General features: G+C 64.2%; 25 protein-coding genes. 5 read left to right on the forward strand and 20 right to left on the reverse strand.

Going from position 1 to position 21,493, the window contains the following annotated elements:
- A complete protein-coding gene (locus tag AQ12_RS09090; RefSeq protein WP_048439775.1) occupies positions 1–663 on the forward strand; it encodes an HAD family phosphatase in 663 nt (220 codons plus the stop codon).
- Here AQ12_RS09090 and AQ12_RS09095 read toward each other — a convergent pair whose 3' ends face one another.
- A complete protein-coding gene (locus AQ12_RS09095; RefSeq protein WP_048439556.1) occupies positions 664–966 on the reverse strand; it encodes a hypothetical protein in 303 nt (100 codons plus the stop codon).
- A gap of 184 nt (positions 967–1,150) precedes the next feature.
- Between AQ12_RS09095 and AQ12_RS09100 the strand changes: the two genes are divergently transcribed.
- Positions 1,151–2,104 carry an aldo/keto reductase gene (locus AQ12_RS09100; RefSeq protein WP_048439557.1) on the forward strand — a complete coding sequence of 318 codons (954 nt, stop codon included), beginning with the start codon at positions 1,151–1,153 and terminating at the stop codon, positions 2,102–2,104.
- A 159-nt stretch (positions 2,105–2,263) separates the two neighbouring features.
- On the opposite strand, the gene AQ12_RS09105 is transcribed toward AQ12_RS09100, so the two are convergent.
- The 7 genes from AQ12_RS09105 to AQ12_RS09130 all read right to left on the reverse strand — a co-directional run bounded on the left by AQ12_RS09105 (position 2,264) and on the right by AQ12_RS09130 (position 7,827).
- Entirely contained in the window at positions 2,264–2,956 is a 693-nt protein-coding gene (locus AQ12_RS09105) for a glutathione S-transferase family protein (protein ID WP_048439776.1), read from the reverse strand.
- Positions 2,957–3,105: 149 nt separating this feature from the next.
- On the reverse strand, positions 3,106–3,372 hold the full coding sequence (locus AQ12_RS23130; protein WP_048439558.1) for a hypothetical protein: 267 nt from the start codon (positions 3,370–3,372) through the stop codon (positions 3,106–3,108).
- 248 nt (positions 3,373–3,620) lie between these two features.
- On the reverse strand, positions 3,621–3,773 hold the full coding sequence (locus AQ12_RS22970; protein ID WP_161799002.1) for a hypothetical protein: 153 nt from the start codon (positions 3,771–3,773) through the stop codon (positions 3,621–3,623).
- Between the two features lie 158 nt (positions 3,774–3,931).
- Positions 3,932–4,552 carry a hypothetical protein gene (locus tag AQ12_RS09115; protein ID WP_082151492.1) on the reverse strand — a complete coding sequence of 207 codons (621 nt, stop codon included), beginning with the start codon at positions 4,550–4,552 and terminating at the stop codon, positions 3,932–3,934.
- A 75-nt stretch (positions 4,553–4,627) separates the two neighbouring features.
- The gene (locus AQ12_RS09120) at positions 4,628–6,058 is read right to left on the reverse strand and encodes a DHA2 family efflux MFS transporter permease subunit (RefSeq protein ID WP_048439559.1); all 1,431 of its coding nucleotides are present in this window, start codon (positions 6,056–6,058) and stop codon (positions 4,628–4,630) included.
- A gap of 4 nt (positions 6,059–6,062) precedes the next feature.
- A complete protein-coding gene (locus AQ12_RS09125; protein ID WP_238587684.1) occupies positions 6,063–7,028 on the reverse strand; it encodes a CvpA family protein in 966 nt (321 codons plus the stop codon).
- A 25-nt stretch (positions 7,029–7,053) separates the two neighbouring features.
- Complete coding sequence (locus tag AQ12_RS09130; RefSeq protein ID WP_048439560.1) at positions 7,054–7,827, reverse strand: ferredoxin--NADP reductase; 774 nt, start codon at positions 7,825–7,827, stop codon at positions 7,054–7,056.
- 144 nt (positions 7,828–7,971) lie between these two features.
- Between AQ12_RS09130 and AQ12_RS09135 the strand changes: the two genes are divergently transcribed.
- The gene (locus tag AQ12_RS09135; protein WP_048439561.1) at positions 7,972–9,135 is read left to right on the forward strand and encodes an alanine--glyoxylate aminotransferase family protein; all 1,164 of its coding nucleotides are present in this window, start codon (positions 7,972–7,974) and stop codon (positions 9,133–9,135) included.
- A 21-nt stretch (positions 9,136–9,156) separates the two neighbouring features.
- On the opposite strand, the gene AQ12_RS09140 is transcribed toward AQ12_RS09135, so the two are convergent.
- Both AQ12_RS09140 and AQ12_RS09145 read right to left on the reverse strand, forming a co-directional pair.
- The gene (locus tag AQ12_RS09140; RefSeq protein ID WP_048439562.1) at positions 9,157–9,393 is read right to left on the reverse strand and encodes a hypothetical protein; all 237 of its coding nucleotides are present in this window, start codon (positions 9,391–9,393) and stop codon (positions 9,157–9,159) included.
- A gap of 158 nt (positions 9,394–9,551) precedes the next feature.
- The gene (locus AQ12_RS09145) at positions 9,552–10,361 is read right to left on the reverse strand and encodes a serine protease (protein WP_048439563.1); all 810 of its coding nucleotides are present in this window, start codon (positions 10,359–10,361) and stop codon (positions 9,552–9,554) included.
- Between the two features lie 55 nt (positions 10,362–10,416).
- Here AQ12_RS09145 and AQ12_RS09150 point away from each other — a divergent pair, with 55 nt between their 5' ends.
- A complete protein-coding gene (locus AQ12_RS09150) occupies positions 10,417–11,028 on the forward strand; it encodes a glutathione S-transferase family protein (protein ID WP_048439564.1) in 612 nt (203 codons plus the stop codon).
- 24 nt (positions 11,029–11,052) lie between these two features.
- Here AQ12_RS09150 and AQ12_RS09155 read toward each other — a convergent pair whose 3' ends face one another.
- Genes AQ12_RS09155 through AQ12_RS09190 form a run of 8 tightly spaced genes read right to left on the reverse strand, consistent with a single transcriptional unit; the run spans position 11,053 to position 17,867 of the window.
- Positions 11,053–11,514 carry a nuclear transport factor 2 family protein gene (locus AQ12_RS09155; RefSeq protein ID WP_238587685.1) on the reverse strand — a complete coding sequence of 154 codons (462 nt, stop codon included), beginning with the start codon at positions 11,512–11,514 and terminating at the stop codon, positions 11,053–11,055.
- The gene (locus tag AQ12_RS09160; protein ID WP_048439565.1) at positions 11,511–12,317 is read right to left on the reverse strand and encodes an SDR family oxidoreductase; all 807 of its coding nucleotides are present in this window, start codon (positions 12,315–12,317) and stop codon (positions 11,511–11,513) included. The genes AQ12_RS09155 and AQ12_RS09160 overlap by 4 nt, the downstream gene beginning before the upstream one ends.
- Complete coding sequence (locus AQ12_RS09165) at positions 12,314–12,868, reverse strand: DUF3833 domain-containing protein (RefSeq protein ID WP_048439566.1); 555 nt, start codon at positions 12,866–12,868, stop codon at positions 12,314–12,316. The genes AQ12_RS09160 and AQ12_RS09165 overlap by 4 nt, the downstream gene beginning before the upstream one ends.
- Positions 12,865–14,127: an MFS transporter gene (locus AQ12_RS09170; protein ID WP_048439567.1), complete on the reverse strand. Its 1,263-nt coding sequence runs from the start codon at positions 14,125–14,127 to the stop codon at positions 12,865–12,867. The genes AQ12_RS09165 and AQ12_RS09170 overlap by 4 nt, the downstream gene beginning before the upstream one ends.
- A complete protein-coding gene (locus AQ12_RS09175; protein WP_161799003.1) occupies positions 14,124–14,633 on the reverse strand; it encodes a chalcone isomerase family protein in 510 nt (169 codons plus the stop codon). The genes AQ12_RS09170 and AQ12_RS09175 overlap by 4 nt, the downstream gene beginning before the upstream one ends.
- A complete protein-coding gene (locus AQ12_RS09180) occupies positions 14,633–15,847 on the reverse strand; it encodes a cyclopropane-fatty-acyl-phospholipid synthase family protein (RefSeq protein WP_048439568.1) in 1,215 nt (404 codons plus the stop codon). Before AQ12_RS09180 ends, AQ12_RS09175 begins: the two co-directional genes overlap by 1 nt.
- Positions 15,847–16,584 carry a DUF1365 domain-containing protein gene (locus AQ12_RS09185; RefSeq protein WP_048439569.1) on the reverse strand — a complete coding sequence of 246 codons (738 nt, stop codon included), beginning with the start codon at positions 16,582–16,584 and terminating at the stop codon, positions 15,847–15,849. The genes AQ12_RS09180 and AQ12_RS09185 overlap by 1 nt, the downstream gene beginning before the upstream one ends.
- On the reverse strand, positions 16,581–17,867 hold the full coding sequence (locus tag AQ12_RS09190) for an NAD(P)/FAD-dependent oxidoreductase (protein ID WP_048439570.1): 1,287 nt from the start codon (positions 17,865–17,867) through the stop codon (positions 16,581–16,583). The genes AQ12_RS09185 and AQ12_RS09190 overlap by 4 nt, the downstream gene beginning before the upstream one ends.
- 246 nt (positions 17,868–18,113) lie before the next feature.
- Here AQ12_RS09190 and AQ12_RS09195 point away from each other — a divergent pair, with 246 nt between their 5' ends.
- Positions 18,114–19,013, forward strand: a complete 900-nt coding sequence (locus AQ12_RS09195; protein WP_053076636.1) for a MerR family transcriptional regulator — start codon at positions 18,114–18,116, stop codon at positions 19,011–19,013.
- Here AQ12_RS09195 and AQ12_RS09200 read toward each other — a convergent pair.
- On the reverse strand, positions 19,010–20,524 hold the full coding sequence (locus tag AQ12_RS09200) for an NAD(P)/FAD-dependent oxidoreductase (protein WP_048439571.1): 1,515 nt from the start codon (positions 20,522–20,524) through the stop codon (positions 19,010–19,012). The two genes, AQ12_RS09195 and AQ12_RS09200, sit on opposite strands and share 4 nt — an antisense overlap.
- A complete protein-coding gene (locus AQ12_RS09205; protein WP_048439572.1) occupies positions 20,521–21,396 on the reverse strand; it encodes an SDR family oxidoreductase in 876 nt (291 codons plus the stop codon). Before AQ12_RS09205 ends, AQ12_RS09200 begins: the two co-directional genes overlap by 4 nt.
- Positions 21,397–21,493: the final 97 nt, after the last annotated feature.

The following is a 21,493-nucleotide window of genomic DNA, read 5'->3' on the forward strand; positions in this document are numbered from 1 at the left end:
ATGACACGATTTGACGGCGCTCTATTCGATTGCGATGGCGTGCTGGTGGACAGCGAGACCATCACGAATACGGTTTTGCGCGACATGTTGCAAGAGCTGGGCTGGACGCTGTCCCTTGCCGAGTGCATGCACATCTTCGTGGGCAAGGCGGTCAAGGATGAGAGTGCGCTGATCGAAAGGCACACGGGCCAGTCGATCAACGATCAGTGGGTGAGCCAGTTTCGCGCGCGGCGCAATGCCGCACTGTCACGTGACCTGAAGGCGATTGACGGTGCGGTGCTGGCGGTGTCATCCATACACGCATTGCTGGAGGGCCGCATTGCCTGCGCTTCAGGCGCCGATCGCTTCAAGGTCGAATTGCAGCTGGACAAGTGCGGCCTGATGCCCTGGTTCGGCGGCCGCATTTTCAGCGGTCATGAAATGCCCCGATCCAAACCCGCACCGGATGTGTACCTGGCCGCTGCGCGGGCTATTGGTGTTTCGCCGTCGCGATGTGTGGTGATCGAAGACACCGTGACTGGCGTCACCGCAGGCGTCGCTGCCGGTGCGACCGTGTTCGGTTATAGCCCGCACGAAGCTGGACACGATGCACCAGCGGCCCTGCGGCGTGCTGGCGCGTCACTGATCTTCACGCGCATGTCAGAGCTGCCGGCCCTGCTTTGATCAGGCCGACAGCTCCGGCTTCATGTCTGACAGCGGAACGATGCCCTGGTCGCCGTCTTCATAGATGAGGTGAGCGGCAGCGCCGGCCTTGCGCCAGCACGCAGAGAACGTGTGGCCGTCAACCGTTGCAGTCGCCTGCATGAGCTGGGAGTGGAACTGCTCGGGGATTTTTTCCAGGACGACCTCGCTTGCACAAGGTGAGTCTGCAAGGCGGATCGAATCGTCACCTTGACGTGCCACCAGGTTCTGCGCCATGACCGGGGCGGCAACTGCAAGCGCCGCGCAAATGATGAGGGATTTCATTCGGTTGCTCCAGGTTAAGGACGCGAATGGCATCCCTTGAGATAGATCCTCTGCCTGGGGACCCGGACGATCTGTAGGAGGCGGCGCGCACAGCGAGTCCGTTGACAACGCGGCGACGGGCGGCGGCTTTCCCACAGCTGTGGGCGGCCATCCCTAGAATGGTTCGCAACAAGGAGTCATTGCAATGAACAACCGCCCCCTGGGCCGATCGGGCCTCATGGTTTCGCCACTTTGCCTGGGCGGAAACGTATTTGGCTGGACCGCCGACGAAGCCACCTCGTTTTCGATACTCGATGCCTGGGTTGATGCCGGCTTCAACTTCATCGACACGGCCGATGTCTATTCGCGCTGGGCGCCAGATCACTCGGGCGGCGAGTCGGAAGCCGTGATCGGCCGCTGGCTCAAGCAGGGTGGACGCCGCGACAAGGTGGTGATTGCAACCAAGGTCGGCATGGACATGGGCGACGGAAAGATAGGCCTTGCCCCAAAACGCATTCGCGAGGCGGTCGAAGATTCACTGCGGCGCCTGAACCTGGACCACATCGATCTGTACCAGGCGCACCGAGATGACACGGAGACGCCGCTGGAGGCCACGCTGGAGGCGTTCGCAAAGCTGATCGATGAGGGCAAGGTTCGCGCGATCGGCGCTTCCAACTACACCGCCGATCGCCTGGCTGAATCGCTCGCGATCAGCAAGGCCAGGGGCCTGCCGCGTTTCGAGAGCCTGCAGCCGCTCTACAACCTGTACGACCGCGCCGTCTTCGAAGGCGAGCTGCAGCCGCTGTGCGTGAAGGAAGAGATCGGTGTCATCAATTTCTATGCACTCGCAGCAGGTTTTCTCACGGGCAAGTACCGAAGCACCGATGACTCCAGCAAGAGCAAGCGGGGCACCAATACCGTCAGCAAGTACCTCAACGAGAGGGGCCTGAAAATTCTCTCGGCGCTGGACGAAGCGGCACAGCGCACCAACAGCACGCCAGCGCGTGTGGCCATCGCCTGGAACATGGCGCAGCCGGGCATCACCGCGCCTATCGCCAGTGCCAGCAAGGTCGAGCAGCTCGAGGAGCTTGTGCAGGCTGCGCAGCTCACGCTGGATGCGCAGACGATGGCTTTGCTCGATCGCGCGAGCGCGGAGTAATCGCACCGAGCCCGGGCGTCCCTGGACGTCGCGCGTTGCTGTCATTGCGGGCTTGACCCGCAATTCACCTTCGATCGCGCGCTGTCGCTGCGTCGCGGCAGATGCCGGATCAATTTCCTCTGCGGACCGGATCTCGGGGCTGGCATGGCAAGTAGCCGTTCAGGAGAACAGAAGTTCGCCAAGAAAGGCCGGGACTGGCCGGCCCGCGTCCCTCAGCCAGTTCGCCATCGGGCCCACCACGGCGCGCACTGCCGGGCGTGCCGTCATCCGGTCGCGCCACGCCAGCAGCCGCGGTGTGGTCGCATTGATCGGTGCACCTTTGCGCTCGCCAAACAGTGCGGCCATGTAAAAAGCAATATCTGCGAATGAGAGTGCGTCGCCCGCAAGGAACGCGCGATGTTGCAACTGCGATTCGATGCGTCCGTAGAAATCGCTCGCGGCAGCAATCGCAGCCTGGGCGGCTTCGCCCTGCAGGTCGTCTTCCAGCCCCATGAGCCTGATGATGTGCGGAAAGTAGACCTCGTCGGACTGATGTTCGAGAAGCCGCGCCCGTGCGCGTTCGCGGATGTCAGCGGGCCACAGGGCGGGCGAAGGTTGCAGGTCCTCCAGGTATTCGAAGATCTGCGTGGAGTCGAAGATTTCCAGGTCGCCGTGAACCAGCACCGGCACCTGTCGTTTGGGATTGATCCGCAGTACTTCCGGGTGCTTGGGTGAGTAGCCGGCCGTGAAGTCGAAGTGCACGGGCACCACGTCGAAATCGAGGCCTTTTTCCAGCGCGGCGATCTGGGCCTTGGCGCCGAACATGCTGAGGGGCCCGGTGTAGAGCGTGAAGCGGGAGGGGGTGGAGTTCATCGGCGGAAACATAGCAGTTCCCTGTGCGATTTGCATGCAGCCCCTGCTGCCAGATTTCGGCAGGCAGCAGGGGAGCAATCGCCAGAGGGCGATCAAAGGCGCACTATTTCGAGAGCGCGCCTGGAGACGCCGTGATTTCGAGAGCGCGCTTAAAGGCGCGTTACGCCCTCAATCACTCCCACCAGTTGGCCGTTGACATACAACGCGCCTTCCGGGGCGCCTGCTTCACGGTGGAACGAGTGGAACTCGACCGTGTGCGGCAGGCTATGGCGAACGGCTTTGGCCGTGGTCACGCGGGTGGCATGACGGGTGAGCATCTCGCCGGCTGCGTACAACACGGCTGCCACGAGATGAAGGAGCGTGGCGCTCAGGGGGCGGGCCGCATCGCCGGCAGCCCAGGGCAAGGTCTTGATCATTTCAATCTCCGGGGTGGCCGCCGCGCCGTTCAGGGATGGCGTGCGGACGGCCTGGTTTCATGGGCCATAAGTTCGAAGGCGGGTGTAAGCGCCGGCACGGGCGGCTCGCGACTTCAGGACGGCAAAGGAAATTTGGGACAGGCGGTTGGGCGGGATCATGTTCATCAGTTGTTTCTCCAGATTCGGGCTCGCAAAACAAAACGGCCCGGGGGCAGTTGCCACCGGGCCGCTCGCGCCACCTGCCAGGGTCAGCAGGGTGGAGGCGCGTCGCCCCGGGGGATGAGTTCTCGCAATGCACGTCGACCGGTGCCGGTGCCCTGACGCTGGACGCCTGCTGCACGCAATGCGCGTGTGAAGCTGGAGGCGGCTGGCGAGATGGACACGGATACGGCGAGGGTCATGGACTGCGGCGTTGTTGGAGGGAGGGCCTCATCGACGGGACTGCTTTTCGTCAACTTGCGCAAATGATAAACACTTGATTATCTTGCGCAAGTGGAAATTATCACAATGCCGCGGCACTGTCGCACGCGTGCGACAGCCGCAAATGGACGGACAGGGTTCAGCGCTTGCGCTTGAGGGGTGCGACGCCTTGCTGGGTGCGCTGCCACAGCGATGAGGGATCGTCTGAAGGGGTGGGTGCCGCAGGGCGAGGGCCTTGCGCAGCAGGAGCGACGGGTGATGCGGGTGTCACAGCAGTGGCGGCGGCCGGCGCACCGCCTGCAGCCCCCGGCATCAACACCTCGCCCAGCAGGTCGAGCAAGCGCGTGCGGGCGCGCTGGGGATGGCGGCGGTAGTAGGTCAGGACCAGTCCCACGATGAATCGCTCGTCGTCATCCTGCGGCAGCGGGCTCTCGCCGGCGGCTGGGGTGGCGACCCGAGCGGGACTGGATGCAGGCAATGGACGCGTGCCGGAAGCATCGTGCGTCACGTCCATCCAGCCAACCGGTTTGTGCGTCAGTTGCTCGAACTGGCGTGCCAGCCGCTCGCCGATCTGGCGCGAGCGCCCCTTGATCTGGCTCCAGTAGCTCGGCTGGATCTGCAATCGCTCCGCGAACCGGCGTTCGAGCCCGCGCAGCGTCGCCGCATCGGGGTGTTTCACCGTGTGGTGGACAAATTCCTCGAACAACGCCATCGCGTTATCCAGACGGATCTGGGCGACGTCGCGTTGGCCTGATTGCATGGACTCTGATGATAAAGCTTTGTGCATCTGCCAAAGCAGATGGCATCGCATTTGATAAACACAAGGACGCGGGGGCTAGCCCGACGGTTCTTCCACTTTCACCCGCCCCTTGCTGATCGCATCCCCATCGGTCGGACGCAGCTTCCAGAAGACGATGGACGACACCACCGTCACGATGGCCAGCACGAGAAACGCGTGGTGGAGCGCCGTCAGCACGAGCGGGCGATTCGATTGCGACACCCCGTCCAGGAACCACGCTGCCGCTAGCGAGCCGGTGGCGAGCCCGACACTCATCGACAGTTGCTGGATCGAACTGGCCAGCGTGCTGGCCATGCTCGTGTCGGGCCCGTCGACATCGGCGTAAGCCAGGGTGTTCATCGAGGTGAACTGCAGGGAGTTGAATGCGCCCAGGCACAGGGCCAGGGCAATGATCAGTGGCTTCGGGGTGTCCGGTCCGACCAGCGAAAACGTCGCGATCGCCAGGCCGATGAGCACGGTGTTGATGGTGAGCACGCCCCTGTACCCGAGCCGCCCGAGGATGCGCGTCGTCATCGACTTCATCGTGATGGCGGCAGCAGCCTGCGGCATCATGAGCAGGCCCGATTGCCACGCGGGCAGGCCCATGCCCAACTGATACAGAAGCGGCAGCAAAAACGGCATGCCGCTCATGCCGATGCGCGTGACGAAGCCGCCGGCGACGGCGATGCGGAACGTGCGAACCTTGAAGAGCCCAAGTTGCAGCAGGGGATGCACCATGCGCGACGCATGCAGGCCGTAGGCTCCCAGCAGCGACAGCGCGATCACCAGCAGCACGATGGCCGATGTCGAATCGAGTGTGTGTTCACCGAAAATTTCAAGCAGCCAAGACAGCAGCGCGATGCCCGAGCCGAACAGCACAAACCCCACGGCGTCGAGCGGCCGCCGGGCCTCGGCCTTGAAGTCCGGCAGGTAGCGCCAGATCATCGCCAGCGCGAACAGTCCGACAGGCAGGTTGATCAGGAAGATGTAGCGCCACGACGCAAAGTGAACGATGAGGCCGCCCACCGTTGGGCCGAGCAGTGGCCCGACCAGCGCCGGCATCACGACGAAATTCATGGTGCGCAGCAACTCCGCCTTGCTGAAGGTGCGGATGATGGTCAGGCGTCCCACCGGCATCATCATGGCTGCGCCCACGCCCTGCAGCAGCCGGGCGGCCACCAGCATCGGCGGGTTCTGCGCGATGGCGCACAGCAGCGATGCAATCGTGAAAATCGACACCGCCGAGAAGAACACGCGCCGTGTGCCGAAGCGGTCGGCCATCCATCCGCTGATGGGTATGCACACGGCCAGGCTCAGGATGTAGCTGGCCACCACGGCCTTCAGGCTGAGCGGTTCCACCCCAAGGTCGGCTGCAATCGATGGGACAGCCGTATTGACGATGGTCGTGTCCAGCGTCTCCATGAAGAGCACGATGGCCACCACCCACGGAAGAAACCGTCTGGCGTCGGCAGGGACAGTCTCAGGCATCAGGTCAGTTTCGGAAATTCTGCGTGATCATGAGGCCATGCCGCCCGCCGTCCAGCACGCCAATGCCGACGCGGGCGAACTGCGGCTTGAGGATGTTGGCCCTGTGGCCGGGTGAGTTCATGAGCCCGTCGTGCGCGCGCGCAAGGCTGGGCGCCAATGCGAGATTTTCACCTGCAGCCAGGTACCGCAGTTTCGCCTTGCGCAGGCGATCGACCATGTCTGTGCCCTCGGGCGTGGTGTGCGCGAAGTAGCCGCGAGCCAGCATGTCGCGGCTGTGCGCACGGGCGACTTCACGCAGATCAATGTCTGCAACCAGCGGCTTGAGCCCTTGCCTGGCGCGCTCTGCGTTGACCAGCTCCAGCATGCGCGCCTCCAGGTCGGCCCGGGGCGACGCCGATGTCACTGCGAAGTTGAGCTTGACCGGTGTGTGGGGCTCTGGCTGGGTTGTGAGGGCCCGTAGTGTGCGAGTGATCGCCGGCTCGAAGATCGGCGTGATTTGCGACTCGATCCACTGGGCGGGTTCACTCAGCCACTTCGCGGCGGCGCTGTCCTGTGTCGCTGTGGTGATGCCGTCATGGATGGGCGCACTCATGAGCACCAGGGCCACGAGCGTTGCGTTGAGCAGCCCGTTCAATGCGCCAGGCACAACACCAAGGCTGCGATTGACCGGGTGCGGATGTAGCCTCGTGGGCAAGGTCCGGGCGCCGCGCGACACAAGCGTGCCGATCAGCAACTCGGCAACGATGAAGATCGCGATGAACGAGACCGGCGCTGCCCAGACACCTGCGCGGGGGTAAACCTCTTGAATCCACGCCACTGCCATGGGGTTGGCGAAAAAGGCAATGACGAAACACGCGGCCAGCGTCACCAGGTGCAGCGCGGCAAAGACAAAGCCACGACGAAAGCCGCCCCACATGCCCAGGGCGACGATGGCAGCCAGGAGCGCGTCGATCAGGTTGACCTCGGCCACGGGGGTTTCGCGGCCAGTGCGCTGCTTACTGCTCGGCGAACGCGCGTTCAATGACGAAATCGCCCGGCCTGGAGGTGTTGCCTTCCTTGAAGCCGGTTGCCTCCAGCATGGTCTTCAGGTCACGCAGCATGCCGGGGCTGCCGCAGATCATGACGCGATCTTCAACCGGGTTGAGCGCCGGCATGTCCAGGTCGGCAAAGATCTTGCCGGTCTCGATCAGGTCGGTGATCCGGCCCATGTGCATGTAAGGCTCACGCGTCACGGTGGGGTAGTAGCGCAGCTGGCTCTTGACCATGTCGCCGATCAGTTCATGCGCCGGAAGATGCTCGACGAGCAGCTCGTGATAGGCCAGCTCGTCCTTTTGCCGGACGCCGTGGACCAGGATGATCTGCTCGAACCGCTCGTAGGTTGCGGGATCGCGGACGATGCTCATGAACGGGGCCAGGCCGGTGCCGGTGGAAAGCAGGAACAGGCGCTTGCCGGGCAGGAGGTAGTCGATGAGCAGCGTGCCGGTGGGCTTGCGGCCCACGACGATGGTGTCGCCGACCTTGATGTGCTGCAGGCGCGATGTCAGGGGGCCGTCGGGCACCTTGATCGACAGGAATTCGAGGTGATCTTCATAGTTGGCGCTCACGATGCTGTAGGCGCGAAGCAGCGGCTTGTCGTTGACGCGCAGGCCGATCATCGTGAAATGGCCGTTCGAAAAGCGCAGGGAAGCGTCCCTGGTGGTCTTGAACGTGAACAGCTTGTCGGTCCAGTGGTGGACCGAGAGGACTTTTTCTTCGTTGAATGCACTCATGCCCCGATTATCGCAACTCGGGAAAGCCCTAAGTCATGGCACGGGCCTTGACCCGGGTCAAGGCCCGAATTGCCCCACCGTGCTAAGCTGTTTTTCGGCCGTTTTTCCAATGATCCGGCCTCCCCGACACCACGAAAGACCACGATGCCCGGACTCCTGCCCAACGTCGACCCCACAGGCCTGCTCGAATTTTCGGTGGTGTACACCGACCGCGCGCTCAACCACATGTCACGCAGTTTCCAGGGCGTGATGAAAGACATTTCGGCGATCCTCAAGGAGGTCTACCACGCGAAGTCAGCCGTGCTCGTGCCCGGCAGCGGCACCTTCGGCATGGAGAGCGTGGCGCGCCAGTTCGCCGGCGGCAAGGACGTGCTGGTGATTCGCAACGGGTGGTTCAGCTATCGCTGGACCCAGATTTTCGAGATGGGGAACATCCCCGCCTCATCCACGGTGCTCAAGGCTCGCCGCACCGGCAGCGGACCGCAGGCACCCTGGGTTCCGGCGCCCATCGCCGAAGTGCAGGCTGCCATCCGCGAGAAGAAGCCCGCGGTGGTCTTTGCGCCTCACGTGGAGACGGCCTCGGGGATGATGCTGCCGGACGGCTACCTCAAGGCCGTTGGCGACGCGGTGCATGAAGTCGGCGGCCTGTTCGTCCTCGATTGCATTGCATCGGGCGCGATCTGGGTGGACATGGAAGCCACCAGCGTCGATGTGCTGATCTCCGCGCCGCAAAAAGGCTGGAGCAGCTCGCCGTGCTGTGCAATGGTGATGCTGAGCGAGCGTGCCCGCAAGGCGATCGACGGCACGACCAGCTCTTCGTTCGCCTGCGACCTGAAGAAGTGGCTGGGCATCATGGAAACCTACGAAGGCGGCGGCCACGCGTACCACGCCACCATGCCAACCGATGCGCTCACACGCCTGCGCGACACGATGGTCGAGACGAAGGCGCTCGGTTTTGCAAGGATAAAGGCGGCGCAGGAAGAATTGGGCCGCAAGGTGCGCAACCTGTTCGAGTCGCGCGGACTGCCCAGTGTGGCAGCCGAGGGCTTCAAGGCGCCCGGTGTGGTGGTGAGCTACACCACCGACCCTGAAATCCAGTCCAGCCGCAAATTCCTGGCCGAGGGCTTGCAGACGGCTGCAGGCGTTCCGCTGCAGTGCGACGAGGGTGCGGACTTCATGAGCTTTCGCATCGGCCTGTTCGGGCTCGAAAAATGGCAGAACGTCGATCGCACGGTGGCTTCGCTGGAGAATGCGCTGGGGCACATCGGCATCACCGCCGCACAAAAGCCGCAACCAGCGACGGTCTGACCGGCGCGAGCGCGGCGCGCATCACGCGCCGCGTGCCGTTGCCGTGTCGCGGCGACCGACGATTTCAACCTTGGGCAACGTGACGTAGAGCGTCGAGCGCGAAAGCGCCACGGTGCAGGTGTCCACCGCTTCGTGGCTGGCCTGTGCTGTTCCCATCAGGGCCAGCGCCAGTACAGAGACCACGCCAAGTGCGGCGGTTGCACGCGAAGCGATCGAAATCAGCGGTTGTGGGGTGGTGATATTTGCGGTGGTATTCATCTTGTCCTCCAGGAGAGCCGGGGTGGCTCGATGGAGTGAATGTACGAATCCGCGACCTGCGCATCCACCCGATTGCGATGGATTGCGGCCTGACGCGACGAACCGCCTGAAACCGGCCCGAAACCGGCCCGAAACCGCCTGTTGACAGCCCGGACGCGCTAGTCGGCCAGGGGCAGCGAGTCGGTTCCCGGCATTGCCACTGGGGCTGCACTGGGGCCGGGGCTCGCGCGGGGGATCGCCTCGGCCCGGGGTTCGGTCAGCGTCATCAGGATGTCGGCATACCAGGCGCAATTCAATCCGAGCGACTCGTCTTCCACGCGATCGCGCGTGCCCATGTCCATGCGAGATGCGTGCACGCCCAGCAGCCGGTGCTTGAGCGGACCCGTCCCCATGCGATCGCGCATGACCACCGGCGCACCACTGAGGCCCCGGTGTGCGCGGGCATCGGTCAGGAAGTAGCCCTGCCCCTGGAAGCGGACACCGAACGCCGACGCCACTGCTGCATGTCGCACCACCGGCAGGTAGTGCACGGTGTCATAGAAACCCAGTGGAAAGCCCGCCATGAGGAGCGGCGCGCCGACTTCAACCGCTTCCAGGTCGCGCTGCAGGTGTTCGGGGGTGAATGCGTACAGCTCCACGGTCGGCGGCATGGCTTGCTGGTCGAGCTCGATCAGTGCGACGTCGATCTCGCTGCCAGCGTCGCGGCCCTGATGCCAGACGCTCTTGCCGCCCTGGTAGAGCAGGATCGATTGCACTTGCACCTGCGACAGGTTGGTGGCGCTGGTGTGCAGCGTGATCTCGATCCGGTCGGGGAGGTGGTGGCTGGGCTTGTCGATCAGGACGTGGCGGCTGGTGACCAGGTACAGGCGATCGCCGCGACGAAAGAAGAAGCCGGTGGCCGCAGTGAGCGCGCGCGTGCCGTCGAAGGTGGCGATGCGGGCCGTGGTGAGCAGGAGCGGGTCTATCAAGGATTGCCTTTGGTTGCCCCTATCATGCCCTCTGCAACTCCTCAACCATAGGTCTATGCTCACTCTCTACTACGCCCCCAGTACCTGCGCTCTCGCCACGCACCTCGCGCTGGAATATGCCGGCGCCAACTACAAGACAGTGCGGCTGGATTTTGTGAAACAGGAGCAGCGCTCGCCGCAGTACCTGCAGCTCAATCCCAAAGGGCGTGTGCCGGCGCTGGTCACCAGCGAAGGCACGCTGACAGAAACCCCCGCGCTCTTGCAGTACATCGCGCAGACGCATCCCGAAGCGAAGCTGGCGCCCCTGGCCGATGCCTTCCTCATGGCCAAGGTCAATGAATTCAACAACTACCTCTGCGCCACGGTGCACGTCGCCCACGCACACCTGCGCCGCGGCCACCGTTGGGTGGATGACGACGCGGCAGTCGAGGCGATGAAAAAGAAGGTCCCGCAGAACATGGGCGACTGCTTCGAGATGATCGAAGGCGAGATGCTCAAGGGACCCTGGGTGCTGGGCGAGCAGTTCTCGATCTGCGACATGTACCTGTTCACGCTCGCGGGCTGGCTCAAGGGCGACGGCGTCGATATCGAACGATTTCCCAGGGTCGCGGCGCTGCGCAAGCGGATGGAAGCCGATCCTGTCGTCCAGCGCGTGATGGCTGCCTGAGCGCGATGGTGTCGGGTGCGGCCCTCAGGTCCGCATCTTTCTTTTCAGCCAGCGCATCAGGCCCCCCACAACCGGCAGCTTTTCGTAAAGCTCTTCGGCGGCATCCCAGTAGTCGCGGTGTGACCGGATCAGCCCCTGGCTGTCTAGCAGCAGGTGAGAGGCGCCTCGCACGACCTGTGTTTCGCTCTCGCGGTACGACTTGAAGCGAAACCTGAATTCCCAGACCAGCCAGCATGCGTTGTCGGCGGCCATCCGGCTGACGATCACGAAGCGGGGCTCGTGCAGCGCTTCGAACATGTGGGCGTACACGCGGCGGATGTCGGCAATGCCGTGCACTTCGTTGAACGGGTCCTTGAAATACGCATCGCCGGTGTAGGTCCCTGCAAGCCGGTCGAGGTCAGCCGGTGCGAAATTCTCAAAGAAGCCGGCAATCCGCCGGACGTGCGCTTCGTGGTCGATATTCATGGTGTCGTGGTTGTCGTTCACAGTCCCGTTCCCTTCCTGACCAGTGCACGGTAAGCGCGAAACGGAAGCATCGCCAGCAGTTTGAGCGGCCATGTGAAGCGCGCTGGAAAGTGGATCTCGAATTTTCCGTCGGCCCAGCCTCTCAGGATGAGATGCGCCGCCTGCGCAGTGGTGATGAGCGCCGGCATCTTGAAGTCGTTTTGTGCAGTCAGGGGTGTATCCACGAACCCGGGGTTCACCACGCTCACGCCGATACCGCGCGGCTGCAAGTCCAGGTGCAGCACCTCGGCCAGGTGAATCAACGCGGCCTTGGTCGGTCCGTACGCGAGGCTCTTGGGCAGGCCGCGATAGCCGGCGACGCTCGACACCAGACTCAGATGTCCATGTCCGGCCTTGATGATGGACGGCAGCACGGCATCCAGCACGTTCAGCGCGCCGACGTAGTTCGTCTCCTGGTGCTTGACCATGTCGTCGAGATTGAAATCCATTGCCTGCATGGGCTTGTAGAGGCCTGCGCAGTACATCACCAGGTCGAGCGGGCCGAGCTGCAATGCCTGCTGCGCACAGGTTCGGACGGCATCGCGATCGCACACGTCCAGTGGCAGTGCGACAGCGCCAGGATGTGCAGTGATGAATTCACCCAGCGCCTGCGCCTTGCGTGCTGAAACATAAACGGTCGCCCCCGCCGCGTGCAACGCCTGGGCGGTCGCAAGCCCGATTCCGGTGGACCCGCCGACGATCCAGACGCGCTTGCCAGCCCAATCGTCCAGACGCGGATTCATCGGCGCAAAAAGCGCAAATCGCCTGGTGCGGGCGGGTGTCATGGCAGACGTGTGAACGACAGCGTGACCTCGCCGAGCCGGACGCCGAACTTGCTCATGGTCGTGCGATTGAGCATGACCTTGTCGTCCATCAGGTACATCCAGTCATCCATGTCGACGTGCCAGACCTTGCCGTCGACGGGCAAGGCCAGCACGTAGTTCCAGCGCAGCGCATTGCCGCGTGCAACCCCCTGCGCCTGCCCGATCACATCATCTGCGCGGCCGGTGTAGCGGCCGTCAGCGAGCTTCGTGAGCTTCCAGATACGGCGCTGCTTCGTACCATCGGAATAAGTGAAATCTTCGTCGAGCACGCCTTCGTCGCCCTGCCACTTGCAGTCCATGATGACGTCGAAGCGCTTGACGACCTTGCCCGAGCGATCGGTGAAGATGCCCCAGCCCTGCACGCGTCCGTTGAAGTAGGTCTTGAGGTCCAGCACAGGCCGCTCGGCGGCGTACTCGGCGACCTCGGGCGTGGCGCATCCGCTCACGGCGAGGGCGGTGCCCGCTGCGCCTGCGAACACAAGCGTGCGTCGGGAAAGAAGGTGGGCGGTCATGGGTTGGCTCCGGGTCGGATGACGGTGAAATACAGAAGCGTGGCGGCGGCCAGCTTGAGAACGCAGGGCACCAGGCAATAGGCCGTCGTGAGCGCCCACAGCGCCTGCTCCGAGCGTTCGCCGGGCGCGTAACCCGCAAGGGCGAGCAGGGGAAGCGCGATGCCGGCTGCGAGTGCGAGATTGAGCTTGGTCGCGAAATTCCACCAGCCGAAGAACGCGCCTTCGCCGCGTCCGCGTTCGCCTGCTTGTGCGATCACGCCGGCCAGCATCGCACCCGGCATCGACAGGTCGGCGCCCAGTGCAAAACCCGACAGCGCGCAGACCGCGAAGAACGCGGCGGTATCGCCCGCACCCAGCGTCGCAGCCCCAGTGAACACAACCAGCGCCAGCACCATCGCGCCCAGCCAGCTGCGTGCCAGACCCCACTGCGCCACCATGCGAAGCCACAAAGGAATCGATAGCGCCGCTGCCAGAAAGTAGATGCCCAGGAACAGGGGCTCATAAGTGCGAGGAGCCTGCAACCTGTCCTGCACGAAGAACAGCACCAGCGTCGCGGGAATCGCAGACGCGATGCCGTTCAGCAGGAACACGCCCAGCAGCGTGCGAAAGCTTCGGTGCCGCAGCGGCTGGAGCCAGCTGACCGCGGCGCCATGGTGCGCAGCAGCCGAGGGCCTCGGATGCCGCGACGATGCCCACGCCCAGCAACCGGCAGCCAGTGCGACCGCCAACACGAACGCGGAGACCGGCAGCCCCGCCAGCAGAGGCAAGGCAGACGCGACCAGTACGCCGATCAGACCGAAACCCTCGCGCCACGCCACCACCCGGCTGCGCTGGGCTTCATCGCCGCCCAGCATCGCGCCCCACGACTGGTGCGCAATCGTGAGCACACTGAAGCCCGCATAGGTGACGAGCAGCGCCATCGATGCCCAGGCAAGCAACTGGGTCTGTCCTCGCACCGGCGGAAAAAACAGCAGCACGAAGCCCAGTGCGAGCACGCCTGCCGCTGCTGCGCCGGCAATCACCACGGCGCGTGAGGAGCGTGCGAAGAGGCGGTCGATCACGCGGCCGATCCACGGATCAAGGAACGCATCGAAGAGCCTTGCGCCCAGCAGCACCGCACCCAGCGCGGCGAGCGACACGCCGAACTCGCGCCCGTAATGATTGGGCAACTGCACGTAAAGCGGCAGCGCGACGAACGCGAGAGGCAGGCCCAACAGGCCATAGCGCCAACCGTCGCGCACGACGCCGACCTCAGTCATCGCGCCGTGTCTCCGAGCAGCGATTGACGCAGCCCCGGCTCCGACGTTGTCGGCAAGAGCCAGATGCCGAAGAAGGCGCGGGCGAGTTCGACATCGGCCAGGGTGCCGGCGGCCTTGTCGTTGACGAAGATCTGCGCGGGGAGCCCTGGTTTGTAGACGCCGGCAATGCGGTCGCCTGGCGTCACGTCCGGGAAAACCGATGCGAGTTGCGAACGCCAGCGCGAGGCCTTCGCTGCATCGAGGGTGCCTGAACGCTGGATCAGTTCCATCGACGTGCGCACGATATCGCTGGAGCGAAACGCGCGCAGGTAAGCCAGCTCCAGTGTGAAGGCATGGCGATCAAACTGCGATGCGGTGAAGCCGGGGGCAACCCACAGTCGCGCGTCATAACCTGCAAAGCCCCAGCGGGTCAGCCGGCCCTGGCCAGCCAGCCGTGCATCGGGCATGACCTGGCCCAGCGCCGGGTGCAGCGTTTGCGATTGCGCGGCCGCTGCGCCGCACAGCACTAGCGCCGCTGCAACGTGAACTGCACGACGTCGGTGCTGCGCTCGGAAAACGCCGCCTCGCAGTACGAAAGATAGAAGTCCCATAGCCGTATGAAGTGGTCGTCGAATCCCAGTTGAAGAACCGCGGCTTGCTGGCGTGCGAAACGCTCCCGCCAGAAAGCAAGCGTGCGGGCGTAGTCCAGGCCGAAAGCGAACTCGTCAACGATTTCCAGGCCGGCGCGCGCAGCGTGGCGCGCAACCTCGCTTCGGCAGGGCAGGCAGCCGCCCGGAAAGATGTATTGCTGGATGAAGTCGGTGCCACGGATGTAGCGCGGCCAGAGCGCATCGTCCATCACGATGGACTGGATGCAGGCGCGGCCACCGGGCTTGAGCAGGCGCGCCATGTTGGAAAAGTAGGTGGGCCAGTATTCACGCCCGACCGCTTCGAGCATTTCCACCGAGCAGATCGCATCGAACGGCGCATCGGCGATGTCGCGATAGTCTTGCAGCCGCAAGTCTGCGCGCTGCGAAAGACCTGCAGTCGCGAGCCGGTCGCGGGCATAGGCAAGCTGCTCGTGCGACAGCGTGACCCCGGTGATGTTGGCGCCGAACTCGCCTGCCGCCATCTCGGCCAGCGCGCCCCAGCCGCAGCCGATTTCCAGCACGCGGTCACCCGCTTTCACGCCGGCCATCGACAAGGTGCGACGCACTTTCGCTGCTTGCGCATCGGGCATGCTGCGGGTGTCGTCGCCTTCGAACAGGGCCGATGAATAGTTCATCGACTCGTCGAGCCACAGCTTGTAGAACGCGTTGCCCAGGTCGTAGTGCGCTTCGATGTTGCGGCGGCTGCCACTCTTGCTGTTGCGGTTGCGAAGATGTCGCAGCCGATGCGCAAGGCGGCCGATCCAGCTGCCGTAGACAACATCTTCGAGTTCGCGGCGGTTGCGCAGCAGCAGCGCAAGCAGGCCGGGAAGCGAAGGCGTGGTCCAGTCGCCGGCCAGATAGCTTTCGGCCAGGCCGATGTCGCCGCTGGCGAACGACGCGGAGAACACATTCCAGTTGTGCAGCGTTGCCGATGCGTGCGGCTCGCCGTGTCCGAAGCGGTGCATGGTGCCGTCGGGCAGCTGCAAGGCGAGTGCGCCGTGCGAAATGCGCGACAGCAACTGGAGCGCCAGCTTCGCGGAGGTGGGTGCGCCGGCCGGCAGCAGCGCCGGGCCGAAGGTCGTCGTATTCATCAGGGATGCCCCGGGTGTGGAACGAAGGGAACGCGTGCGAGCCAGAGCCGCAGCGCTTGCCAGTGGATGCGTGCGATGACGGCAAGCGTCATCACGGGATGGCGCCAGAGCGCCTCGTACAGAACTCTTTTGGTAGCGGGCTTGAGCACGCCACCCACGCTGGTGCGCAGCAACGGGCCTTCGTCGGTGTCGTGATCGATGCGCGCCAGGGTTCGCCGGCTTTCCAGGTTCAGGAAAAAGCGGAAGCGGTAGGTGCCCTCGACCCTGCAAAAGGGCGAAACGTGAAACGCCTTGGTCGCCTGCAGCTCGCGACCCCAGGCGGGCTCGTCGAGCACGTAGCAGTGGCGCTCGCCAAAGGTGTTGTTCACCTCCACGACGATCGCGCGCAGCGCGCCCTGGGCCGTGTGGCAATACCAGAAGCTCACCGGCTTGAACGCGTAGCCCAGCACGCGCGGATAGCAGTGCAGCCACGCTTCACCGTTGGCGTCATGGACGCCGTGCTGTGCCAGCATCTCGTCTATCCACTGCAGAGAATTCGCGCGCCCGTCACCGTGGTCGCTGTCATGAAAGCTCACCAGCCCCGCGCGGTTGTGGGCCAGTGCGCCAGCAGCGCCTGGCTTCGCGTGCAGCGTGCGCATCGGCAGCATCAGGAAAAAGGTCGAGTAGGCAAAGGCGTTCACCACCGGCCGCAAGCGGATGTGGCGCACCGTGCCGAACCCGACCATCGGCTGGTTCATGCGTCTGCCCCGGCAGCTTCCTGGATGCGCCTGCGCACCAGCAGTGACTTGGCGGCTTCCTGGCCGGAAACCAGGCCGTCTTCATGGAAGCCATTGGCTGTCCATGCGCCGCAGAACCACGCGCCACGCTGACCCTGCAACTCGACCAGGCGAGACTGGGCTGCGACTGCCGCTGCGTCAAACACGGGATGGTCGTACTCGATCTCGGCAATCACCTGTGCCGGGTCGATCGGGCGCAAGGGATTGAGCGAAACAACCACCGGCCGCTCCCACGGAAGCGGCTGCAATTTGTTGATGAGGTAGTGCAGGCACACATGCGTGCCGTCACCCGACTCGCCACTTTCATAGTTCCATGCCGCCCAGGCACGCGGATTGCGCGGCAGCACCGACACATCGGTGTGAAGCACGGCGCGATTGGGCTGGTAGCGGATGGCACCCAGGACTTCGCGCTCGTCGCGCGTTGCGTCCTTGAGCATTGCCAGCGACTGGTCAGGATGCGTCGCAAGCACAAGGCGGTCGAAGATTTCGGTGCCGTGCCGGGTCGTCACGCGCGCAAACCCGTTGTCGCGTTCGATGGCCAGCACCGGCGTTTCCAGGCGTTTGTCCTGGATGCCTGCAACGATGCGGCGCACATATTCGCGCGAGCCGCCCTTCACGGTGAACCACTGCGGGCGATTGGCAATTTGCAGGAGCCCGTGGTTGTGGCAAAACCGCACCAGCGTTCCCACCGGAAAACGCAGCATCTGCTCGCCCGGGCTGCTCCAGATGCAGCCGATCATCGGCAGCAGGTACCAGTCGCGAAACTCGGTGGAGAAGCGGTGTTGCGCGAGAAACTCTTCCAGCGACTGGCCGGGATCATGGCCCGCTTGCGCCATCGCCGTGGCCAGCGAGTTGAAGCGCAGCAGGTCGCGCAGCATTCTCCAAAAGCGTGGCCGGACCATGTTCGGCCTCTGGCAAAACACCGTGTCCAGCGAGACGCCGCTCCATTCCAGGGGCTCGTGCCCGAACGCTTGCGGCACTTGCACCGAAAAAGACATGTCCGACGGCGCCGTCTCGACCCCCAGCTGGCCGAAGAGACGGATGAGCCCGGGATAGGTGCGCTCGTTGTAGACGAGAAAGCCGGTGTCCACGCCATGGGTGATGCCGTCGATCGTGACGTCAACGGTGTTGGCGTGACCTCCAAAGTATTTGCCCGCCTCGAACAGCGTGACATCGGCCTTGCCGGCCAGGGCGTGTGCTGCGCAAAGGCCTGCGACCCCGCTACCGACGACGGCGACTCTCATGGGGCGATGCGTCCATGCGTGGTCGCCAGGGCAACGCGCAGCGAAATGGAAAGTGAGTTCATGGTTTTGGAAAAGTCCGTTACTTCAATTAGACTAACTGTTTGTCATACTACAATAAATTGGACGACCTTGGTCCCCTCCCACCTATACGCGGCGCAATGACGTTCAGATGTCCGGCCGCATCGAACAAAACTGGCGGTTATGTCGAGCGCTGAAATGCGGCTTCCCTTGAGTCCCCCTGTTGCCTTGAGATCCATTGCCGAGGTCGAGCGCGATACCGCGCTGCCCCGTGCGACGCTGCGCATATGGGAGCGGCGGTACGGATTTCCGGCGCCCCTGCGCGACGAGCGCGGCGAACGGACGTACCCGGACGATCAGGTGCAGAAACTGCGCATGGTGCGTCGCCTCATGGATCAGGGGCACCGGCCGGGCAAGCTGCTGGTCGATGGCGCAACGCTGCTCGATGCGTCCTGGGCCGCAGGAGCCGAACGCGAACCTGAACCCGACCGTTCCGGCAGCGCCGCTCAATTGGTCAGCCTCTTGCGGGCCCACGACGCGGAGGCCCTTCGACACGAGCTCGAAACCCGGCTGGCCCGCCTCGGGCTGAGCCGATTCGCCGGCGAGGAACTTCCGGCGATGAACCTGGTGATCGGCAGCGCGTGGGTGGCGGGCGAGATCGAGATCCACGAAGAACACCTGTTCTCCGCGACGGTCCAGCACGTGGTCCGTTCAGCGATCGACGCCATCGAAACTCCGATCCGGCCCGAGGCACCCACAGTGCTGCTGACGACCTTTCCGCAAGAGCATCACGGCCTGGGCCTGTTGATGGCGCAGGCCATGTTTGCACTGCAGGGATGCCCCACCGTGTCGCTGGGCATCCGGCTGCCGGTCGAGCAGATCGTCTCCGGTGCGAAGGCGTACAAGGCCGCCATTGTGGGCCTGAGTTTTTCACCTGCGACAAGCTCCGCCCAGGTCGTGCGGGGCCTGCAGGACCTGCGCGGCCGGCTGGGGCTGGGCGTGAAGATCTGGGTGGGCGGCAGTCATCCGGTGCTTCGCAAGAAGGCGATTCCCGGCGTGCGTTTCGTCGTGGACGCCATGCGCATTGGCGACTATCTGGCCGACGACTTCGGCCTGCCGCCGCGCTAATGTGAAACCGGAGCGTTCGACTTGGGCGCGGTGCTGAATGTGAGTGCGCCGTCGCTCAGGCGTGAGAACCTGAGCGTAGCCAGGTCGAGCAGGTAGTTCTGGTACATGCGCCACGGGCTTTTCAGGCCCTGGCGGGGCAGCAGCGCGACCGAGCGCTGGATATAGCCGGACGTGAGGCCGATGGCCGGCTGCGTGTCTTGACTCGCCCCCTCGTAACGGGCGACGCAGACATCTTGTCCCTTCGATTGCATCCGGTTGAGCAGGCGGCAGACATACCGCGCTGAAAGTTCGCACTTGAGCGTCCATGACGCATTGGTGTAGCCCGATGCCACTGCAAGGTTGGGCACGCCGCTGTACATCGTGCCGCGGTACATCACGCTCTTCGACGGATCGACCGCCATGCCATCCAGGGTGAGCCGCGCGCCGCCCAGGACCTTCAATTGCAAACCGGTGGCCGTCACGATCACGTCAGCCTCGATCTCTTGTCCCTGGGAGGTACGTATCCCGCGCGGCGTGAACGCTTGCATCGCCGCCGTGACGATGGACGCCTTGCCCGACCTGATCGCACGGAAGAAATCCGCGTCCGGCGCAACGCACAGGCGCTGGTCCCAGGGCTTGTAGGCGGGCGACAGGTGGCGCTCGACATCGAACGAAGCGCCCAGGAAGTGGCGGGCACCCCGCGCGATGAGCGCCTTCACCCGCTCCGGTCGCCAGCGGGAGTAGCCGTAAAAGAGCATGGCCGCCGCGATGTTCTTCCAGCGCACCAGGCGATACGCCGTGCCTGCCGGCAGGAGCATGCGCAATCTTGCGCCAACGCTGTCGAGCGCAGGCAGGGCAATGATGTAGGTGGGCGAGCGTTGCACCATGGTGACGTGTGCTGCGTCACGCGCCAGCTCGGGCACCAGCGTGATCGCCGTCGCGCCGCTGCCGATGACCACGACTGCCTTGCCACGCCAGTCGAGCGCGGCCGGCCAATGCTGTGGATGGACTATTTCGCCCCTGAAAGTGTCGCGTCCGGGCCATTCGGGCGCATGGCCCTTGTCGTAGTCGTAATACCCGCTGCAGAAAAAGAGAAAACGGCAAGTCATCGAAAGCTGCGTGTTGCCTTCGCCCGCAGTGGCGGTGACCTGCACGGTCCAACGAGCTGCGTGGGAGTCCCAGTTGGCGGCGGTCACCCGATGGCCGAAGCGGATGTGTTGCTCGATGCCCTCCTGCCTGGCCGCCGCCTGTACGTAGTCGCGGATGGCGGGACCAGACGCGAACGATGCATCGCTGGTCCAGGGCCTGAAGCTGTATCCCAATGTCGACATGTCCGAATCGGAACGGATGCCGGGATAGCGAAACAGGTCCCAGGTTCCGCCGATGGCATCACGGCCCTCCAGGATGGCAAAGCTGCGAGAAGGGCACAGCGTTTGAAGGTGGTGGGCGGCGGCGATGCCGGACAGGCCGGCGCCGATCACGATCACATCGAAGAACGCGCCCTGTGCAGCGCCGCCCGCATCGGGCCTCATGAAGTCTTCACCTTGCGACGTTCGCGTTCGGCAAAAGCGGGAAGCGTTCGAACCTTCTTCAACACCAGCCAGCGATAGCGCGACCCGAAGATGCGAACACACCAGTCCATGAAGCGGGCATCGGCGCCGACGACGACCCGGGCCGCATTGCGCTCCACGCCCGCAATGATCTGCCGCGCAGCAGACTCCGGTGTCGTGACCTGGATCATGCTGTGGCCCAGGTCGCGGTGAGCCTGCGCCCGAATGCCCGAGCTGCGCACGAAGCCCTCATCCACACGGCCGGAAAGCGCAATGTTCGTCGCCACGCCGCCGGGGTGAATGCAGGTCGCGCCCAGCATCTGTCCTTCGAGTTCCAGCTCCATTCGCAAGGCCTCGGTGAACCCGCGCACTGCGAACTTGCTCGCGTTGTAGGCCCCTTGCGTGGGCATCGCCATCAAGCCGAACACGCTGGAGATATTGACGATGTGACCTTCGCCGGTGGCGCGCAGGCGCGGCAGGAATGCCTGCGTGCCGTGGACGACGCCCCAGAAATTGATGCCCATCAGCCATTCGAAATCGACCGGCTGCGTGGTCTCGGCCATGGCCGTGAGAGCGACACCCGCGTTGTTGAAGATCATGTGGACGCCGCCAAGCGCATTGACGGTGTCGGCGGCCCATGCAAACACCGCGTCGCGATCGGCCACATCGAGTTGCGTGGTCGTTGCGCTCGCGCCCAGGGCCCGTACCTGCACGGCAGCCTGTTCGAGGCGATCGCGGTCGATGTCAGAGAGCGCCACGACGCAGCCGCGGCGCGCGAGCTCCAGTGCCAGTGCAAGCCCGATACCTGATCCCGCGCCTGTGATCGCGGCGACCATGCCGGGTTTGATCTTCATGATGGAGCTCCCCACGTCGGTGATGCCGCAGGATAGGCAAAAGCGCCCGCCTTGTCACGGGCCATGTCGCCTGGGGGCCACCGATCGCCCGCCTTGG

Source organism: Caenimonas sp. SL110, from assembly GCF_001044395.1.
Classification (GTDB): Bacteria; Pseudomonadota; Gammaproteobacteria; order Burkholderiales; family Burkholderiaceae_C; genus Ramlibacter.

What these genes read in the sequence shown, in the direction of transcription:
- AQ12_RS09090 (WP_048439775.1), top strand. Translation starts at nt 1, where the DNA reads ATGACACGATTTGACGGCGCTCTATTCGATTGCGATGGCGTGCTGGTG.
- AQ12_RS09095 (WP_048439556.1), bottom strand. Translation starts at nt 966, where the DNA reads ATGAAATCCCTCATCATTTGCGCGGCGCTTGCAGTTGCCGCCCCGGTC.
- AQ12_RS09100 (WP_048439557.1), top strand. Translation starts at nt 1,151, where the DNA reads ATGAACAACCGCCCCCTGGGCCGATCGGGCCTCATGGTTTCGCCACTT.
- AQ12_RS09105 (WP_048439776.1), bottom strand. Translation starts at nt 2,956, where the DNA reads ATGAACTCCACCCCCTCCCGCTTCACGCTCTACACCGGGCCCCTCAGC.
- AQ12_RS23130 (WP_048439558.1), bottom strand. Translation starts at nt 3,372, where the DNA reads ATGATCAAGACCTTGCCCTGGGCTGCCGGCGATGCGGCCCGCCCCCTG.
- AQ12_RS22970 (WP_161799002.1), bottom strand. Translation starts at nt 3,773, where the DNA reads ATGACCCTCGCCGTATCCGTGTCCATCTCGCCAGCCGCCTCCAGCTTC.
- AQ12_RS09115 (WP_082151492.1), bottom strand. Translation starts at nt 4,552, where the DNA reads ATGCAATCAGGCCAACGCGACGTCGCCCAGATCCGTCTGGATAACGCG.
- AQ12_RS09120 (WP_048439559.1), bottom strand. Translation starts at nt 6,058, where the DNA reads ATGCCTGAGACTGTCCCTGCCGACGCCAGACGGTTTCTTCCGTGGGTG.
- AQ12_RS09130 (WP_048439560.1), bottom strand. Translation starts at nt 7,827, where the DNA reads ATGAGTGCATTCAACGAAGAAAAAGTCCTCTCGGTCCACCACTGGACC.
- AQ12_RS09135 (WP_048439561.1), top strand. Translation starts at nt 7,972, where the DNA reads ATGCCCGGACTCCTGCCCAACGTCGACCCCACAGGCCTGCTCGAATTT.
- AQ12_RS09140 (WP_048439562.1), bottom strand. Translation starts at nt 9,393, where the DNA reads ATGAATACCACCGCAAATATCACCACCCCACAACCGCTGATTTCGATC.
- AQ12_RS09150 (WP_048439564.1), top strand. Translation starts at nt 10,417, where the DNA reads ATGCTCACTCTCTACTACGCCCCCAGTACCTGCGCTCTCGCCACGCAC.
- AQ12_RS09160 (WP_048439565.1), bottom strand. Translation starts at nt 12,317, where the DNA reads ATGACACCCGCCCGCACCAGGCGATTTGCGCTTTTTGCGCCGATGAAT.
- AQ12_RS09165 (WP_048439566.1), bottom strand. Translation starts at nt 12,868, where the DNA reads ATGACCGCCCACCTTCTTTCCCGACGCACGCTTGTGTTCGCAGGCGCA.
- AQ12_RS09170 (WP_048439567.1), bottom strand. Translation starts at nt 14,127, where the DNA reads ATGACTGAGGTCGGCGTCGTGCGCGACGGTTGGCGCTATGGCCTGTTG.
- AQ12_RS09180 (WP_048439568.1), bottom strand. Translation starts at nt 15,847, where the DNA reads ATGAATACGACGACCTTCGGCCCGGCGCTGCTGCCGGCCGGCGCACCC.
- AQ12_RS09185 (WP_048439569.1), bottom strand. Translation starts at nt 16,584, where the DNA reads ATGAACCAGCCGATGGTCGGGTTCGGCACGGTGCGCCACATCCGCTTG.
- AQ12_RS09190 (WP_048439570.1), bottom strand. Translation starts at nt 17,867, where the DNA reads ATGAGAGTCGCCGTCGTCGGTAGCGGGGTCGCAGGCCTTTGCGCAGCA.
- AQ12_RS09200 (WP_048439571.1), bottom strand. Translation starts at nt 20,524, where the DNA reads ATGAGGCCCGATGCGGGCGGCGCTGCACAGGGCGCGTTCTTCGATGTG.
- AQ12_RS09205 (WP_048439572.1), bottom strand. Translation starts at nt 21,396, where the DNA reads ATGAAGATCAAACCCGGCATGGTCGCCGCGATCACAGGCGCGGGATCA.